The organism is Microbacterium sp. 3J1 (assembly GCF_001049495.1).
Classification (GTDB): Bacteria; Actinomycetota; Actinomycetes; order Actinomycetales; family Microbacteriaceae; genus Microbacterium.
The window spans coordinates 146,923-164,369 of the sequence record NZ_CDWI01000010.1; the positions used below are offsets into that span (position 1 = coordinate 146,923).

General features: G+C 70.6%; 17 protein-coding genes and 1 tRNA gene. 16 read left to right on the forward strand and 2 right to left on the reverse strand.

What is annotated here, in order from left to right:
• Positions 1-53: 53 nt before the first annotated feature.
• From BN2660_RS08475 to BN2660_RS08540, 14 genes are all read left to right on the forward strand, one after another.
• Positions 54-1,535, forward strand: a complete 1,482-nt coding sequence (locus tag BN2660_RS08475) for a SpaH/EbpB family LPXTG-anchored major pilin (protein ID WP_176697143.1) — start codon at positions 54-56, stop codon at positions 1,533-1,535.
• Positions 1,536-1,644: 109 nt separating this feature from the next.
• The gene (locus tag BN2660_RS08480) at positions 1,645-2,589 is read left to right on the forward strand and encodes a class C sortase (protein ID WP_091230126.1); all 945 of its coding nucleotides are present in this window, start codon (positions 1,645-1,647) and stop codon (positions 2,587-2,589) included.
• Positions 2,586-3,188 (forward strand): hypothetical protein, encoded by a 603-nt coding sequence (locus BN2660_RS08485; protein WP_091230129.1) that lies wholly within the window; start codon positions 2,586-2,588, stop codon positions 3,186-3,188. The genes BN2660_RS08480 and BN2660_RS08485 overlap by 4 nt, the downstream gene beginning before the upstream one ends.
• Before the next feature lie 279 nt (positions 3,189-3,467).
• Entirely contained in the window at positions 3,468-4,472 is a 1,005-nt protein-coding gene (locus BN2660_RS08490; RefSeq protein WP_176697144.1) for an RNA polymerase sigma factor, read from the forward strand.
• 364 nt (positions 4,473-4,836) lie between these two features.
• Entirely contained in the window at positions 4,837-6,645 is a 1,809-nt protein-coding gene (locus BN2660_RS08495) for a sigma-70 family RNA polymerase sigma factor (RefSeq protein ID WP_091230135.1), read from the forward strand.
• Positions 6,646-6,758: 113 nt separating this feature from the next.
• Positions 6,759-8,096 carry a SufS family cysteine desulfurase gene (locus BN2660_RS08500; RefSeq protein ID WP_091230138.1) on the forward strand — a complete coding sequence of 446 codons (1,338 nt, stop codon included), beginning with the start codon at positions 6,759-6,761 and terminating at the stop codon, positions 8,094-8,096.
• The gene (gene sufU / locus BN2660_RS08505; RefSeq protein WP_091230141.1) at positions 8,093-8,527 is read left to right on the forward strand and encodes a Fe-S cluster assembly sulfur transfer protein SufU; all 435 of its coding nucleotides are present in this window, start codon (positions 8,093-8,095) and stop codon (positions 8,525-8,527) included. Before BN2660_RS08500 ends, sufU begins: the two co-directional genes overlap by 4 nt.
• A gap of 14 nt (positions 8,528-8,541) precedes the next feature.
• Entirely contained in the window at positions 8,542-9,480 is a 939-nt protein-coding gene (locus BN2660_RS08510) for a GNAT family N-acetyltransferase (protein WP_176697145.1), read from the forward strand.
• 11 nt (positions 9,481-9,491) lie between these two features.
• A complete protein-coding gene (locus BN2660_RS08515) occupies positions 9,492-10,190 on the forward strand; it encodes an NADPH-dependent F420 reductase (protein WP_091230146.1) in 699 nt (232 codons plus the stop codon).
• Between the two features lie 176 nt (positions 10,191-10,366).
• Complete coding sequence (locus BN2660_RS08520; RefSeq protein WP_255305093.1) at positions 10,367-10,981, forward strand: GntR family transcriptional regulator; 615 nt, start codon at positions 10,367-10,369, stop codon at positions 10,979-10,981.
• 106 nt (positions 10,982-11,087) lie between these two features.
• A complete protein-coding gene (locus BN2660_RS08525) occupies positions 11,088-11,297 on the forward strand; it encodes a heavy-metal-associated domain-containing protein (protein WP_091230152.1) in 210 nt (69 codons plus the stop codon).
• Positions 11,298-11,304: 7 nt separating this feature from the next.
• Positions 11,305-13,539 (forward strand): heavy metal translocating P-type ATPase, encoded by a 2,235-nt coding sequence (locus BN2660_RS08530; RefSeq protein WP_091230154.1) that lies wholly within the window; start codon positions 11,305-11,307, stop codon positions 13,537-13,539.
• Between the two features lie 73 nt (positions 13,540-13,612).
• A complete protein-coding gene (locus BN2660_RS08535; protein WP_255305094.1) occupies positions 13,613-13,858 on the forward strand; it encodes a hypothetical protein in 246 nt (81 codons plus the stop codon).
• A 10-nt stretch (positions 13,859-13,868) separates the two neighbouring features.
• Positions 13,869-14,732: a M48 family metalloprotease gene (locus BN2660_RS08540; RefSeq protein ID WP_255305095.1), complete on the forward strand. Its 864-nt coding sequence runs from the start codon at positions 13,869-13,871 to the stop codon at positions 14,730-14,732.
• Between the two features lie 31 nt (positions 14,733-14,763).
• Here the strand turns inward: BN2660_RS08540 and BN2660_RS08545 are convergent, their stop codons facing one another.
• Together BN2660_RS08545 and BN2660_RS08550 are read right to left on the reverse strand one after the other, a co-directional pair.
• On the reverse strand, positions 14,764-15,498 hold the full coding sequence (locus BN2660_RS08545; RefSeq protein WP_091230156.1) for a phosphotransferase family protein: 735 nt from the start codon (positions 15,496-15,498) through the stop codon (positions 14,764-14,766).
• Entirely contained in the window at positions 15,495-16,346 is an 852-nt protein-coding gene (locus BN2660_RS08550; protein ID WP_091230159.1) for an SDR family NAD(P)-dependent oxidoreductase, read from the reverse strand. Before BN2660_RS08550 ends, BN2660_RS08545 begins: the two co-directional genes overlap by 4 nt.
• 127 nt (positions 16,347-16,473) lie before the next feature.
• Between BN2660_RS08550 and BN2660_RS08555 the strand changes: the two genes are divergently transcribed.
• A complete protein-coding gene (locus tag BN2660_RS08555; protein WP_091230162.1) occupies positions 16,474-17,055 on the forward strand; it encodes an asparagine synthase in 582 nt (193 codons plus the stop codon).
• Positions 17,056-17,122: 67 nt separating this feature from the next.
• A tRNA-Arg gene (locus tag BN2660_RS08560) sits at positions 17,123-17,195 on the forward strand.
• Positions 17,196-17,447 lie beyond the last annotated feature (252 nt).

A 17,447-nucleotide genomic window follows, 5' to 3' on the forward strand; every position in this document is an offset into this window, starting at 1 on the left:
ACCCTCAACACCTGAAACCGCCAGGGCGACCTGGCCACCGAGAAAGAGACACAGTGAACACTCCGAACACTCCGCGCGGCTCCCGCGCTGCGGCAGGTCTGCTCGTTGCAGGCATCGCCGCACTGACCCTGGCGGCACCCGCCAGCGCCGCCACGCCCAACCTCGTCGACCCCGCCGCTGTCGGATCCCTCACGATCCACAAGTTCGAGGCCCCCGAGACGCCGACCGGCCTGCCGAACGACGGCACCGAGCAGAACGTCGCCCTGACGCCGCTGCCCGGCGTCGGCTTCACGGTCTACAAGGTCGACACGATCGATCTCACCTCCAACCAGGGGTGGATCGACGCGAACGATCTCGCAGACCTCGACCCCGACAGCGTCGCCGACATCACGGCGGCCGGCTACACGGCGAGCGCCGTCGGAGGCGAGACGCTGACCGACGCGAACGGCGAGATCGCCCTCGCGAACCTCGACCTCGGTCTCTACTTCGTCGTCGAGACCTCGCCGCTGCCCGGCTCGACCGGTGTCGCCCCGTTCCTGGTGACCGTGCCGCTCACCGACCCGGCGAACGACGACACCTGGCTGTACGACGTGCATGTCTACCCGAAGAACGCCCTCACCGAGGCCACGAAGACGGTCGAGGACTCGGAGGACGTCAAGATCGGCGACGAGATCGACTTCACGATCACGTCCGACATCCCGAACGTCGCGGTCATCGACGGCTACAAGGTCGTCGACACGCTCGACGCCAAGCTCGACTACGTCAGCGCTGCGGTCACGCTCGTCGACGGCACCACGCTCGCCACGACCGACTACACGGTCGTCCATGACGCCGCCACCAACGCGGTGACGGTGGAGTTCACCGCCGCAGGTCGCGCAGTGCTCGCCGCCCACAACAGCACCGAGGTGCAGGTCGTCATCACGGCGACCGTGAACGAGCTCGGCGAGATCGCCAACACCGCCGTCCTCTACCCGAACGCCGGTTCGTACACCGTCACCCCCGGGCAGCCCGGTGGCCCGACCGTCACTCCCGAGGTCATCACCAAGTGGGGTGGCCTCACCGTCGAGAAGACCGACAAGGCCGGCGCGCCGCTGACCGGTGCGGTGTTCTCCGTCTACCCGACGCAGCAGGACGCGATCGACGGAACCGACGCCATCGTCCTCGGCGGCGCGACCGAGTTCGCGGTCGCCGCTGACGGAACCGTGACCATCTCGGGTCTGCGCTACTCCGACTGGGCCGACAACGCCGCGGTCGCTCCCGGTGATGACGGCTACCAGACGTACTGGCTCGCCGAGATCGTCGCGCCCGACGGCTTCGAGCTGCTGGCCGCACCGATCGAGTTCACCGTCACGGCCGGCACCACCGCGGTGGGCGTCGACCTCGAGGTCGTCAACGTCCCCTCGAACGCGGGCTTCACGCTGCCGCTGACCGGTGGCGCCGGCACCACCCTGTTCCTGGCCGGTGGCGTCCTGCTGCTCGGCGGAGCCGTCCTGCTCGCCGTCCGCAGTCGCCGCAAGGCCGACGCCACGGCGTAACACGAAGACCGGCCGTGCGGGGGAGGTGGCGAGATCCTTCCCCCGCACGGCCCATTCGCACATCCGCTCTGCCGCATCCGCTCTGCCGCACACGCCCAGAAAGCCCCGCATGACTCTCATCGATGCCCCTGCTCCCGAGGCCCCGGCCCGGCGCACCACGCGAGCGCGCGCGAAGAGCGCGCGCTGGGGCTGGAGTCAGACGATCGTCGTGCTCATCGCCGCCGTCGGGATCGTCGTGCTCGTCTACCCCACCGCCGCCTCCTGGTTCTCGGCGTGGAGCCACGACACCGAGGTGGACGGGTACGTGCAGTCGGTCGAGAACGTGCCGGATGACGAACGCGAAGCCCTGCTCGCCGCAGCGCACGACTACAACGAGAACCTCCCGACTGGTCCCCTCCGCGACCCGTACGCTCTCGGTGCCGACGGTCAGCAGACCGCCATCGGCGATGGAGCAGCGGCGTACTTCGACACTCTCACCACGGGTGGGACCGACGCGATGGCCCGCGTGCGCATCCCGCGCATCCACGTCGACCTCCCGATCTACCACGGCACCGGCGAAGAGACGCTCGCCAAGGGCATCGGCCATCTCTACGGGTCATCGCTCCCGGTCGGCGGCCCGGGGACGCACTCGGTGCTCACCGGCCACAACGGCTTCGTCCAGGCGACGCTGTTCGACGACATCGATCAGCTCGTCGAGGGCGACGTCATCATCGTGACGACTCTGGGGGAGGACCTCTACTACGAGGTCGACCGGACGCAGACCGTGCTGCCCGACGAGACCGACATGCTCCGCCAGGAGCCGGGTGAGGACTACATCACCCTGGTGACGTGCACGCCGACGGGCGTGAACACGCACCGGCTCCTCGTCCGCGCCGAGCGGATCGACGCACCGAGGGGTGACGCCGGAGTCACCGCGATCGCCGATGCCACGAACCCCGCCGGATTCCCGTGGTGGGCGCTGCTTGTCGTCGGCGTCCCTGCGCTCACCGCCGTCGTCATCATGCCGCGCCGGCGCACGCGCCCCCGGCGATCGACAGAGACGAGCCGCACATGACGGCCGCGCTCGTCGCCTCCTCGGACCTCGATGCCCGCACCCCGGAGGGCGAGACCGAGCCGGCATCCCCCGCGCCCGGGCGCCGCGGTCGAATCGGACTGCTCGCGGCGAGCCTCATCCTGGTCGGACTCGGGTCGTCGTTCCTCGTGGCGTCGACACTCGCACCGGATGCCGTCGACAAGGCGACCGGCGAGATCAAGGTGGCGGTGTCCGAGCAGATGCGTCAGATCCTCGAGCCCGACCGGCTCCCCGAGATCGACCTGGGCGGGGAGGGCGGCATGCGGGAGCTCGATCGATGCGACGGCACCTCCACCGAGATGATCACGTACCGGATCGACGGTGTCCCGCCCCTGTTCGCCGCCCACAACAACTGCGGCGGCGACGTCATCCTCGGCTGGGAGGTCGGGCAGCGCGTCACGGTCGCCGGGTCGGACGTCGTGTACGAAGTGGTCGAGGAGCGGCACACGCCCAAGTGGTCGGACGTCGAGGCGCTCGTCGGGATGTCGGGCGAGCTCATGGTGCAGACGTGCTTCTACGGAGAGAACAGGATGCGATTCCTCGCACTGGCTCCGGTAGACCCGCAGCCGGTCGCCGGATGAACCGGCCCCGCGACCTCGGGCCCCGCGACGTCCGTCTCCGCGACGGCCGTCACGATTCGGCGCCGTCGTGGTCTTGTGAGTATGGCCCCAGGCCTGAGCGTCGGCTCGCCGCCGATGCCCCGCTTCGCGGGCTCGACCACTCCCCGGCCGACTTCGCGAGCCGGATCGACCCTCACGAGAGTCGGAGGGACGAGGCGCCCCCAACGCCTCGTCCCTCGTCCGAGCAGATTTCGGGCAGAGCGTGAGGTGCTCGAGACGGCGCACTCAACTCGGAGCACGATGACCCCCACGACGCGCGCCTCACACGGCGAAGGACCGCCGCTCGATCCCTCGGATGCCGAGGTCATCCGAGCGGTGCGCGCCGGGGACACCGGTGACTTCGCCCTTCTCTGGCGCCGCCATGCGGAACCTGCGCGCCGGGCCGCCCGTGCGATCGCGCCGTCGGCGGAGGCGGACGACCTCGTGAGCGAGGCCTTCGCCTCCATCCTGCGCGTGACGAGGGCGGGAGGCGGGCCGAACGGCGCGTTCCGCCCCTACCTCCTCGCGACACTGAGGAACACGGCGGCGCGCTGGGCGCGGGAGCGCGGAACGGTCTCGATCGACGCGGTGCCGCAGCGGGAGCCGGCGCCTGCCGACGACCCGATCGAGAAGATCGCCGAGCGCTCGAGCGTCGCGGCCGTCTTCACCCGGCTGTCGCCGCGCCATCGCACGCTTCTCTGGTATCTCGAGGTCGAGGGGATGAAGCCGCGTGAGCTCGCGCCGATCCTCGGTATGACCCCGAACGCGGTGTCGGCCCTCGCGCTCCGGGCACGGGGGAGCTTCCGGCGGGCGTGGCTGGAGGCGCACATCCACGATCCCTCGCGCCCGGCGGATTGCCGCTGGTTCTGCGAGCGGGTCGTGTCGCGAAGGGAGCGTCCGATCCGTGGCGCGGACGCCCAGCGCTTCGGGGCTCATGCGGACGAATGCCCGGGGTGCCGGGTCGTGGCGGCCGAGATCGAGACGGTCTCCCAGCGGTTGCGGTCCATCCTCCCTGCAGCGCTGATCGGCGGCACAGCGGCGGCGCTCTATCTCGACGACGAGCCGGCCTTCGCAGAGCTGGCTCTCGCGGGAGCGACGCCGTGGGGCGTGCTGCCTACGGCGATCCCCTTCGCTCTCCCCGCCATCGCGGTGCTCGCCGCCACGGCGGCGGTGGTGACCGGCGCCGTCTTCTTCTCGACGAGCGCCGTCGGGTCCTCCGACGATCCGGATGCCGCGTCGGCGCCCTCTCCCGGGGTGATCTCATGAGTCGCCGCTTCGCAACGTCAGCAGGCCGTCCGCAAGGCTCTGCCTGTCGTGCCATGTCGGCATATCGGTATCTAGGTGCCGGTCGGGTGAACTCCTGGTCGACTCTCGACCTAGAGTCGTCAACTGCCGGAGGAATCTGCACATCGGTTGAACCGGTGTACCGCAAGGCCGAGACCACGAGCACGGCGGTGCACGTCAAGAGCAGCCGACCACCGCTCACCCACCCGGCTCGATGGACCCGACCACCGCAGCATCGACGGGACATTCACATGGACGCCAGCGCTCACTCACTTCGACGCGTTCGAGCCGTGGGGATGATCGCGCACGACCGGCGGCCCGAGCCCGGAGGGAGCGGTGAGGTGCGATGACGACGGTGACACGAACGACCAGACGGTCGCGGTTCGACGCGGATGTGGGCGATGACGAACTCGTGGCGGCCACACGAGCCGGGGACGCCCGCGCATACGGTGTGCTGTGGGACCGGCATTCGCCGGCGGCGCTGAGGGCCGCACGGGCGATCACCAGCTCGATCGATCCGGAGGACCTCGTCAGCGAGGCGTTCGCCAAGACCCTGAGCGCCATCAGGAACGGCGGCGGACCGACCGACGCGTTCCGTCCGTACCTCTTCGCCGCGGTGCGAAGCGCTGCGGCGACGTGGGGCAGCAAGCAGAAGGACATCGCGCTGGAGTACATCGACGAGCTCCCCGTCGACGACGTGGATGACTCGCTGGATGTGCTCTCGGACAAGGCGTTGCTCGCATCCGCCTTCAAGGAGCTGCCCGAGCGCTGGCGCACCCTGCTGTGGTACCTCGAGGTGGAGGGGATGAAGCCGAGGGAGATCGCCCCGCTCATGGGCCTCAGCCCCAACGCGGTCTCGGTGCTCGCCTCGCGGGCGCGGGAGGGCTTCAAGACGGCGTGGCTGCAGGCGCACATCAAGGAGCCCGGTCGCGATGCGGAGTGCCGGTGGACGTGCGAGCGCATCGTGGCCCAGGGGAGGCGACGTCATGTCGCGCGCACGGATCGAAGCCGGTTCGACGCGCACCTCGAGAGCTGCCGCAGGTGCACGATGGCGAGCGAGGAGGTGTCGGAGGCCTCGTCGAAGCTCCGCGCCGTTCTGCTGCCGCTCCTCTTGGGCGGCCCCGCTGCCGCTGCGTACTCCGCCTCCTCGGCGACCCCCGCCTCGGCCGCCGTCGCGACAGGTGTTGCGGGTACCGCGGGCTCGGCGGAGTCGTCGTCGAAGACCCTCGCGCCGTGGCTCGTCGCATCGGGCGCGATCGTGGCGGTGGCGATCGCGGCGGCAGCGGTGGCCGTCGTCGGCCAGCTCGCCCCGGCCGAGGATCCCGGCGCCGTGGACGTCGGTTCGCGGGAATCCGTGGTGGTGCCGACGCCGGCGCCGATCGCTCCTCCCGCCACCGAGGAGGCAGTGCCTCCCTCGGGGGTCGTCCCGCCCGCTCCCGTCCCGGAGACCCCGCCGGAGGTCGTTCCCGTCGAGGAACCGGCGCCCCCGCGCGACGCTGTGACGCCCACGGATGAGTCGTCCGAGGCCGTCGCCCCGCCGGCTGCGCCCCAGGTCAGCCCCCCGGGCGAGCCCACCCCGCCGCCGCTCACATCCCCGGCAAGACCCCTGACGTTCTCATGGCTCCTCGCAGAGCCCGTGACCGTGCCGACGTCGATCACGGGCACCGGGACCCCGGGCGGAGAGGTGAGCGTCCTCGATGAGGCGGGCCGGACCATCGCCACGGCCGTGGTCGGGGCGGACGGGCTCTTCTCGGTGCTGCCCGACCCGGATGCGCTGCATCAGGGGATGTCCGTCTCGGTCCGACAGGTCGCGCCCACGGGCGAGGTGACCGAGAGCGCGGCCGTCGGCCCGATCGTCTTCGAGACGCCCGCGCTCAGCGCCGCAACCTCGGGCCGCTTCCGGGAGCGCACCGATGCCGACGGCGACGGCGAGGCGGACGACATCGAGCTCGGAATCGAGGGGATCGCCGGAGCATCCGTCGATGTCTCCCTGGACCGGGCGGGGTCCACACGAATCGTGCTCGACGGAGGGGCGGTCACCGCGCAGATCCTCGATGTGCAGCCCGGCCGGCAGCGCATCGACCTCCGCTACGTGGATCCTGAGTCGGGGGCCCTGGGCCTCGTCGTGACCGCCGAGGTCATCGTCCGGCCGTGACCTGCGGCCATGACCTGCGGCCGTGACCTCCGGCCGTGACCTGCGGCCGCGACGGGAGAACGGCGCCGACGCCGGGCGCGCCCGAGCGGTGCGGCAGGTGAGAAGCTAGAAGGATGAGTTCTCCGACCGCAGCACAGGCGATCGCCCGTCCGAGTGGCGGTCCGCTGGACGACCGCCCGCTGACCGACGCCGAGGTCCATGCACTGCGCATCGACTTCCCGATCCTGCAGACCGAGGTGAACGGGCACCCTCTGTCCTATCTGGACTCGGGGGCGACGTCGCAGCGTCCGTTCGCCGTACTCGATGCCGAGCGCACGTTCGCGTCCACCCTGAATGCCGCCGTGCACCGCGGCGCCCACACGCTCGCCGCCGAGGCGACCGAGGTGTTCGAAGACGCTCGCGCCACCGTCGCCCGCTTCATCGGCGCCGACGAGAGCGAGGTCGTCTGGACCTCGAACGCCACCGAGGCGATCAATCTCGTCGCCTACGCCCTGTCGAACGCGTCGCTCGGGCGCGGGGGAGCGGCAGCCGAGCGGCTGCGCCTGCGGGAGGGTGACGAGATCGTCACCACCGAGATGGAGCACCACGCGAATCTCATCCCCTGGCAGGAGCTCGCGGCACGGACGGGGGCCACGCTGCGCGTGATCCCCCTCGACGACGACGGCGCCCTGCGTCTCGACGTGGCCGCCGACCTCATCGGAGAGCGGACGCGACTCGTGGCCGTCACCCACGTGTCGAACGTCCTCGGAGTGGTGAACCCCGTCGAGGACATCGTCGCCCTCGCGCACGGGGTGGGCGCGCTCGTGCTGCTCGACGCCTGCCAGTCGGCACCGCACCTGCCGCTGGACGTCCGGGCTCTGGACGTCGACTTCGCTGTGCTGTCAGGGCACAAGATGCTGGGACCCACGGGGATCGGGGCGCTCTACGGTCGCCGTGAGCTGCTCGAGGCGATGCCGCCCTTCCTGACCGGCGGCTCCATGATCACGACCGTCGCCACGACCACCGCGGAGTACCTGCCGCCGCCGCAGCGGTTCGAGGCGGGCACCCAGCGGGTGTCGCAGGCCGTCGCACTCGCCGCGGCGATCGACTATCTGACGACGGTGGGCATGCCGCGCATCGCCGCTCACGAAGCGGTGCTCGGGCGTCGGCTCGTCGAAGGGCTGCGCGGCATGGACGGAGTGCGGGTGCTCGGCGCCGGCATCGACCGGCCCCGCGTCGGACTGGCGAGCTTCGACGTCGAGGGCATCCACGCGCACGACGTGGGACAGTTCCTCGACGACCTCGGCATCGCCGTGCGCGTCGGACACCATTGCGCGCAGCCGCTGCATCGGCGGCTCGGAGTCACCTCGTCGACACGGGCGAGCACGTATCTGTACACGAGCGAGGCCGAGGTCGACGCGCTGATCGACGGCGTCGCGGCCACCATCGACTTCTTCCGGAGGGGCGCATGAGCGATCTTCAGAACCTGTACCAGGAGCTCATCCTCGACCACTCGCGCACCCCGCACGGCTTCGGGCTGCGCGGTGAGGTCGCCGCGCAGTCGCACCAGGTCAATCCGACCTGCGGCGACGAGGTCACCCTGCAGGTGCACCGGGCCGGCGACGGCACGATCGAGGCGATCGCGTGGGAGGGGCACGGCTGTGCGATCTCGCAGGCGTCGGCATCTCTGCTGGCCGAGCTCGCCGAGGGGCTCACGGCTGAGGAGCTCGAGATCCGCATCGACGTCTTCCGCGAGGCCATGCGCTCGCGGGGCAGGATCGAGCCCGACGAGGAGCTGCTCGGCGATGTCGCGGCCCTCGGAGGGGTGTCGCGCTACGTCGCTCGCGTGAAGTGCGCCATGCTCGCGTGGGTCGCCGCCGAGGACGCCCTGCACAAGAGCTGATGCAGGATGGAGGCATGCCCGTTCAGCTGATGCCGCTCGCAGAGGACCGCTTCGATGCCTGGCGGGAGGGGACGCGGTCACGTCTGATCGCGCTGAGGCAGGAATCCGGGATGCAGGTGGGCGAGGACGCCGTCGCGCAGACGGATGCCGTGCTCGATCTGCTCCTGGCGGACGGCGCGGCCACGGCGACCTCGAGCATTCTGTCGATCGGCGACGGCGCCCGCGAGATCGGTTCCATCTGGCTCGCGTCGAACGACGGCATCCTGTTCGTCATCGATCTCGCCTTCACGAGTCCTCCCGAGAGCCGGCACCACGACGACCTGCTCGCCGCGCTCGTGGCGATGGCTCGGGACCATGGGGCGCATCGGATCAGCCTCTCGCTCTACGCGCCCGACTCCGCGGGACGCGCGTTCGTCGAGGGTCGGGGGTTCACCTGCGCCTCGATCCAGATGCTGCTCGAATCTCTGCCGAGACGCGAGACCCAGCCTCGACTCGAGCTGGAGCCCATGACCGCCGAGCGGTTCTCGGACTTCGCGACGGCCTCCGAAGCGGCGTTCGCGGACGACCTGGTCGCTTCGGGGCGGTACTCGGCAGAGGACGCCCGCGCCGAGTCGCGCCGGCAGATGAAGCTCGAGCTGCCCGACGGAGTCGCCTCGGCCGGACAGGAGCTCTTCACAGCGTCGGTCGGCGGCGTCGAGGTCGGAGTTCTCTGGCTGGGGGTGCGGACGCGCGACGCGAGACCCCACGTGTTCATCCTCGACATCGAGGTGGGCGCGGATCAGCGGCGCCGGGGCCACGGTCGTGAGATCATGCTCGCCGCCGAGCGCGAGGCCGTTCGGCTCGGTGCGGATTCGATCGGTCTGCACGTGTTCGGGTTCAACGCCGCGGCGATCCGGCTGTACGAGAGCCTCGGGTATCGCCGCACCGAGGAGCGGTTCCTGCTCTCCGTCTGACACGGCGGGCAGTGCGTCGAACGGCGTCGCGCCGGGAATATGGGAGTCCTCGCGACGTTGACGCCACCATGACAACTCTCGGAATCATCGGTGCAGGACACATCGGCAGCCAGGTCGCGCGCGTGGCTGTCGCGAACGGGTACGACGTCGTGATCGCGAACTCGCGCGGGCCGGAGACGCTCGCCGATCTCGTCGCGGAGCTCGGACCGAAGGCGACCGCCGCCACCGCCGCCGAGGCCGCCGACGCCGGCGACGTCGTCGTCGTCACGGTGCCTCTCGGCAAGATCGACCGACTCCCCGTCGAGCAGCTCGCGGGCAAGATCGTGCTCGACACGAACAACTACTACTTCGAGCGCGACGGGCACATCGAGGCGTTGGACAAGGGGGAGACGACGACCTCGGAGTTGCTGCAGAGGGAGCTCCCGACCTCGCGGATCGCCAAGGCCTTCAATCACATCCTCGCGGCCGACATCACCACCGACGGCGCTCCCGCCGGGACTCCGGATCGCCGCGCGCTCGCCACGGCCGGCGGCGACGCCGAGGCCGTGGAGTTCGTGACCCGGTTCTACGACGAGGCGGGCTTCGACACCGTGAACATCGGACCGCTCAGCGAATCGTGGCGCGTCGAGCGGGATCGCCCCGCCTACGTCGTGCGGCAGAACGCGGCGGAGCTCGAGGCGAACCTCGCGATCGCCAACCGGGTGCCCTGAGCCGCTGCGACCAGAAGGGGTGCGGATGCCACGGCATCCGCACCCCTCCTGCGTCGATGCCGGGGGTGGCCGGTCCATTCGCGCGTTGGGATACCAAACTTGTCGTGGCACGCCGCGGATGAGACAATCCCGATATGGCGGGGGTGGGGACTGCCGGCGAACTCGAGTCGGTGAGGGTGACGCGCATTCTGCGCGATGACATCATCCTCGGCAGGCGCGCGCCCGGATCTCGACTGGTGGAGCGCGACATCGCCGCCGAGCTGCACGTCTCCCGGCTTCCGGTGCGCGAGGCAATCCGCACCCTCGTGGGTGAGGGAGTGGTGGTCGCGCGCCCGCGGACCTGGGCCGTCGTCCGGGAGTTCACCCCGCAGGACATCCAGGATTTCGGCGAGGTGCGCGAGGCGATCGAGACCCTCATCTTCGTCTTCGCCGCGCAGCGACACTCTGCCGACGGCATCGCGCGCCTGCGCTCTGCGTATGAGCGCGAGCACGCGGCGGCCGTCGCTGGCGATGCCGAGTCCGCCCGCATCGCCGCCGGCGACTTCCACGCGATCTCGGCCGAGCTGGCGGGCAACGAGATGCTCGGCGAGCTGATCGGCGTCTTCGTCACCCGACTGCGCTGGTTGTTCGGCCAGCATGACGACCTGCTGGCGATGGCCGAGGAGCATCGGATGATCCTCGACGCGGTCGCCGAGCGCGACGTCGAGTCGCTGCGCCGGCTGATCCCGCGCCATCTCGCCAGTGGCCAGGCAGCGGCGGCTCGGCGTCTCGCCAGTCCGTCGTCGATCTGATCGCTGCCGACGACCCGGGAATACCCCCCGAGGGGGTACTGTTGTGAGTGGATGGATACCCCAGGGGGGTATTCGATCACTGATCGCCTCTCGAAAGGACCCCATCATGAACACCACCGCCTACGCCGTCACCGGAATGACCTGCGGCCACTGCGAGGGCTCCGTCCGTTCCGAGGTCGAGAAGATCGACGGCGTCACCGGCATCGATGTCAGCGCGACGACGGGCTCGCTGATCGTGACGTCCGATGCCGAGGTCGATGACGCCGCTGTCCTGGCCGCCGTCGACGAGGCCGGGTACAGCGCCCAGCGCGCGTGATCCGATCATGACCACCACAGCGACCCCCTACGATCTCGAGATCGGCGGTATGACCTGCGCCTCATGCGCGGCCCGCATCGAGAAGCGACTCAACCGCATGGACGGAGTCTCCGCCTCCGTCAACTACGCGACCGAGAAGGCGCACGTCGAGATCGCGTCGGGACTCGACGTCGACGATCTCATCGCCGAGGTCGTGCGCACGGGCTACAGTGCGGCGCTCCCGCGCACCGAGGGCCCGGATCGCGGCGACCCCGCCTACCGGCTGCTGCGGCTGCGGCTGATCGTCGCCGCCGCGCTGGCGGTGCCCGTCATCGTCCTCGCGATGGCGGAGCCCCTGCAGTTCGCCGGCTGGCAGTGGGCGTCGCTCGTCCTGGCGACTCCGGTGGTCACCTGGGCCGCGTGGCCCTTCCATCGCGCGGCCGTTCTCAATGCCCGCCACCGCGCCGTCACCATGGACACGCTGATCTCGGTCGGTGTGACGGCCGCCTATCTCTGGTCGCTGTACGCGCTGATCTTCGGGACGGCGGGCATGTGGGGCATGACCCATCCGTTCCGGTTCACGATCGAACGCGGCGATGGGCTGGGCAGCATCTACCTCGAGGTCGCGGCAGGCGTGACGATGTTCCTCCTGCTCGGACGCTTCCTCGAGCAGCGGTCCAAGCGGCGCGCGGGAGCCGCTCTGCGCGCACTGGGCGAGCTCGGTGCGAAGGACGTCTCGATCCTCCGCGACGGTCGGGAGGAGCGGATGCCTCTGGAGAGTCTCGTGGTCGGCGACGTGTTCGTCGTGCGGCCGGGGGAGAAGATCGCGACGGACGGCATCGTGCACGACGGCGCCTCGGCGGTCGATGCGTCGATGCTCACCGGCGAGTCCGTGCCGATCGAAGTGCGACCGGGTGACTCGGTGACCGGCGCGACCGTCAACGTCGGCGGGCGGCTGCTCGTGACCGCGACGCGGATCGGCGCCGATACGCAGCTGGCTCGGATGGCCACGCTGGTGGAGGAGGCGCAGTCGGGCAAGGCCGATGCGCAGCGGTTGGCCGATCGGCTGTCGTCGGTGTTCGTGCCCCTCGTCTTCGCCGCCGCTGCGATCACCCTCGCCGTCTGGCTGCTGATCGGCGGCGGCGCAGCCGCGGCCTTCACCGCTGCGGTCGCCGTGCTGATCATCGCCTGCCCCTGTGCGCTCGGACTCGCGACGCCGATGGCTCTGCTCGTCGGCACCGGACGGGGAGCGCAGCTGGGGGTGCTCATCAAGGGGCCGGAGGTGCTCGAATCGACCCGTCGCGTCGACACCATCGTGCTCGACAAGACGGGGACGATCACCTCGGGGCGCATGACGCTGCTCGATGTCGTGCCCGCTGCCGGCGAGGACGCGGCCGAGGTGCTGCGCCTCGCCGCCGCGGTCGAGGACGCCTCCGAGCACCCCATCGCCCAGGCCATCGTCCGAGGGGCGACCGAGCGGATCGGCGATCTCCCCGCGGTCGCCGATTTCCAGAACGTCCGAGGACGCGGCGTCACGGGTGTCGTGGACTCCCACGCCGTGATCGCAGGGCGTCCCTCGCTCCTGGAGGAGTGGGCTCTGCATCTCGACGCCGACCTCGCCGCCGCGTTCGACCGGGCGGAGCACGAGGCGCGCACCGCGGTCGCCGTGGCGTGGGACGGTCGGGTCCGCGGCGTCCTGGTCGTGGCAGATCAGGTGCGACCGACGAGTCCCGAAGCCGTCGCGGCCCTGCGGCGTCTCGGCCTGACGCCCGTGCTGCTGACCGGCGACAACGAGCGCACCGCGCGCCAGGTGGCCGAGCGGGTCGGGATCGACCGGGTGCGAGCCGGAGTCCTCCCGGAGGGCAAGGTCGCCGAGATCGTGTCCCTGCAGCAGCAGGGCAGGGTGGTTGCGATGGTGGGCGACGGGGTCAACGATGCGGCTGCCCTCGCTCAGTCCGACCTCGGCATCGCCATGGGCACGGGAACGGATGCGGCGATCGAGGCATCCGATCTGACACTCGTGCGCGGGGATCTCTGGGGCGCGGTCGACGCGATCCGGCTGGCCCGGCGGACGCTCGGGACGATCCGGGGAAATCTGTTCTGGGCTCTGGCCTACAACGTCGCGGCGATCCCGCTCGCGGCCCTCGGACTCCTCAATCCCATGCTCGCCGGCGCGGCCATGGCCTTCTCCAGTGTGTTCGTCGTGCTCAACAGCCTCCGCCTGCGGCGGTTCCGCACCGCAGCGCCTGCCGCTCTGACGTAGAGGCAGGCGTCCCGCAGGGATATATTGGCCCTACGGAATCGTTCCGGAAACACGTTCTGTTCTGGGGAGCGATATGCGGGGCGTCGCTGTGGTCACCGGGGGTCTGCTGTTGATCGGCGGAGCGGTGCTCGTCGCGGTCGCGGACCAGCAGCGGACCGATGCGCTCGCAGAGGCCAGGGCCGCCGTCGTCGAGGTGCAGGAGACGCTCGATGCCACTCGCTCGGCGAACTACGCGCTCGCCGAGCGGCTGACGGCGCTGCGCGCCGAGATCGCACGTCAGGATGCCCAGCTCTCGGATGCGACAGGGTTCCTGCCGTGAGGTGCGGTCTGTGATCCGAAGGCTGCTGTCGGTCGTCATCGTCGCCGCTCTGCTGCTCGCTGCAGGGGCGGTCAGCCGGGCCGCGGCGCTGGATGCCGAGCGGACATCGGTGATCGCGGAGCTCCGCGCGCTGACGGATTCGACCCGCACGGCGCAGATGCGCACCGATCATCTCGAGGGCGCTGTCGAGATCGCCGAAGCCGACTCCGCCGACCGTGCCGCCGTGCTCGAGATGCGCCCCGCCTTCCTCGCCGAGATCACGGCGCTCAGCGCGGCGATGACCGCCGCCGACGGCAGGGTCGACGTCTCGACCCACCGGGCGTCGGCGCTCTCCGTGCAGCAGACCGTGCTCGCCGAACGTCACGACCCCGCGGTGGTGGCTGCGGCGACCGCCACCGTGCACGCCCTCACCGCGAAGGTGGGTGAGGAGGTCGCGGTCTGGCGGGCAGGACAGTTCGCGGGTCCCGGCGGGCCGGCGTGGTCGTCGAGCGGACCCGATGGCTATGCCCGGGTGCGCGCTGCGCTCGATCGCGTGGGCGGGGGCGGAGTCGGGCTCTACGAGTCGTCCTCCTGCGCCGGCGGCACCGCTCCGGCATGCGCCAACAGCAACGGCTACATCAAGTACCGGGCCGACATCGTGGACTGGAGCGCGGATCGCCTCAACTGGGCGATGGCGCACGAGCTGGCCCACATCTACCAGTTCCAGGTCTGGGGCGCGCTGAACGCCTCCGCAGCATACGAGAGCATGTTCGGCGGTGATCCCGAGTTCCTCGCGAACTGCATGGCGGTCGTGCGCGGATACCCCGGCTCGGTCGGATGCGACGGCGATCAGCAGGCGTGGGCATCCGGCATCTGGGTGGGCGCCGTCCGCTGACCCGACCGCGCCAGGCCTGCCGCGACCGCGATCACCCTCGCCTCCACTCGTGCAGCTCGCGGGTGAGCTGATGCAGATACTCGGGCGGCCCCGCCTTTGCGAACCAGAGCCACAGCTCAGCGGCGTGGATCGCGTCCCAGGCGTGGACGAGCGCGGGATCCGCTCCGTATGCCTCGATCAGCGCGTGGGCGGAGCGGGCGTCCTTGCGGCCGGCACCCCACGCCGCCCGGGCGAGCTCGCGGATCGGATCGCCGACGTGCGCGGCCTCCCAGTCGACGATCCCGGTGATCCCGGCTCCGGTCGCGAGCAGGTTGCCGTCGGTCCAGTCGCCGTGGCAGAACACGAGGCCGGATGCCGGGGGGATCCGGAGCGGAAGCGGAGGACCCCCTGCCCGGCGGTAGCGCGCGATGATCGTGGCGTCGTCGGGGGCGGGCAGGAGGCCCTTCGGGGGCGTCTCCTCGTGGAGTCGGCGAAGCAGCGGCCCCGACGCCCTCAACCTCGCGAGCCGCGTCTCCGGATCCTGGGCGTCCAGGCGCTCGCCGGGCATCTCTGTCATGACGATGACGCCTGGTCGCTCGTCGACCAGCTCGGGCGTGGGCAGATCGGCGCGCTCGAGAGCCCGCAGCGCTCGCACCTCGTTGTCGTGTCGCGCCGGGTCGGTCAGCCGCTTCTCGACGAGATGACGTCCGTCGCGCTCCACCCGTCGGACCATGCCGACCGCTCCCTGTCGCATCATGCCGACCGAGCCCGCATCGTGCGCGCTCACCGCGCGGGGGTCGTGGTGTCGATGGCCGCGCGCAGGGGCCGCCGCAGGGCGCGCCAGTAGGTCGAGGGGGCGAGTCGCACCAGCGCGTCGATGATCCGGGCCTCCCGCCCGACCATGGCGCGGGGGCGGCGGCGCTCGGTGGCGCGCACGATCTGCGCCGCGGCATCTGCGGGCTCGGTGAGGTACATCGCCGCCTGGGCAGCGGCGGCGCGTGCCGCGATCGCGGGATCGACGGCCGCTGCGTATCGTCCGTGCAGGATGATGCCGGTCCGAACCCCCGCCGGGTAGATCGCGCCCACCGTGACCGTCGACCCCTCGAGCTCGTGGCGCAGCGCCTCGGAGAAGCCGCGCACGGCGAACTTGCTCATGGAGTAGGGAATGCGTCCGGCCGGCGCCGCGAGCGCGTAGACGCTGGCGAGGTGGGTGATATGTGCCGCGGGGGCGGCGCGCAGCGCGGGCAGCAGCGCCTTCGTGATCGAGACCGTCCCCCAGAGGTTCACGTCGACGAGCCACCGCATCTCCTCCATGGTGAGCTGGTCGAGCGTGCCGAGCATCGACGACCCGGCGCAGGTGATCAGCGCGTTCAGCCGCGGATGCCTCGCCGTGATCTCGTCGGCCACGGCGAAGACGGCGGTGTCGTCGCGGAGGTCGACGACGTGCGTGGTGATCAGCGCGCCGGGGGCTCGCGAGGTCAGCTCCGACGCGACGGAGGCCAGCCCTCCGGCGTTGTGGTCGAGGAGAGCCAGGTGCACGCCGCGCGAGGCGAGGAGGCGGGCGATCTCGGCTCCCATCCCGCTCGCCGCGCCGGTGATCACGGTCGTGCTGCCGGTCAGGGCGAGACGCGCCATGGCTCCTCCTCCCGGCGTGATCGGGAGCGCCGCCGGACCCGCGCGGGTCGCGTCGACCCGATTTCGAACCATTCTGGCCCAGTGCGCGGGGGAGGGGAACCGGTACCCTCGAAGGAAGGAGGTCGTGGTGGGACGAACTGCGGATGCCATCGCCGAAGGCGTGGCCATCGCGACCGCTGCTGCGCGCCTCGCGGTGAAGAATCACATCCTCATCGGCACGATCGCCGAGGGCGGCGTCTTCGACACGGACAAGTACATGGCTGACGCGCGCGAGGCGCTGCGTGCCATGGCCGAGGAATCCGAAGAGGTCGAGCGCAATCTCACCGAGTTGCGCAAGCGCGCCAGGGGCCGCCACTCCGACCCGTCGGGCACCCATGACTACCGCGACCGTGACGTGCGCAACCTCCGCCGTCGCGCCAAGCAGTCGCACGGCGTCGCCACGAGGCTGCGGGAGCTGATGGACGATGACGCCGCGCTGCGGACGATCGTCGAAGAGGCTCGCGAAGGGGCCTGGGCGGACGTGCGGCACAACCTCGACCGGCGTCTGCGCGTCGAGGGCATGCGCCCCGACCAGGACCCCGACTACGACCGGATGCGCGAGGCGCGGATGCAGGCTCTCCGCCTCGTCGATCTGCAGGCTCTGTCGTCGCTGCAGCGCGCGAAGGCCAAGCGGAAGAAGCGACAGAAGGAGCCAGACCCGGCCACCTGATGCGCTCGATTCGCAATCAGGTGGCGACTGTTATAAGCTGTTCTACGGCCCGCTGAGCGGTCCAGGAGCGCCCGTAGCTCAATGGATAGAGCATCTGACTACGGATCAGAAGGTTAGGGGTTCGAGTCCCTTCGGGCGCACATCACAAGAGATCCCCGTCGCGTGAGCGACGGGGATCTCTGTTTTTCCCGTCATCGACGGCCGATGATCGCGGTGATGATCGTGACGACGACCATCACGCCGCAGAAGCCGATCATGGCCACAGGGGCGCTCATCCAGTCCATCGGATTCCCTTCAGTCGATCCCGGTGTCGGGGATCGCTCGGAGGGCGCACCGGAAGCGGTCACCCGCTTAAGAGACTCGCCGCACGCGAGTTCATTACGCGTATCGGC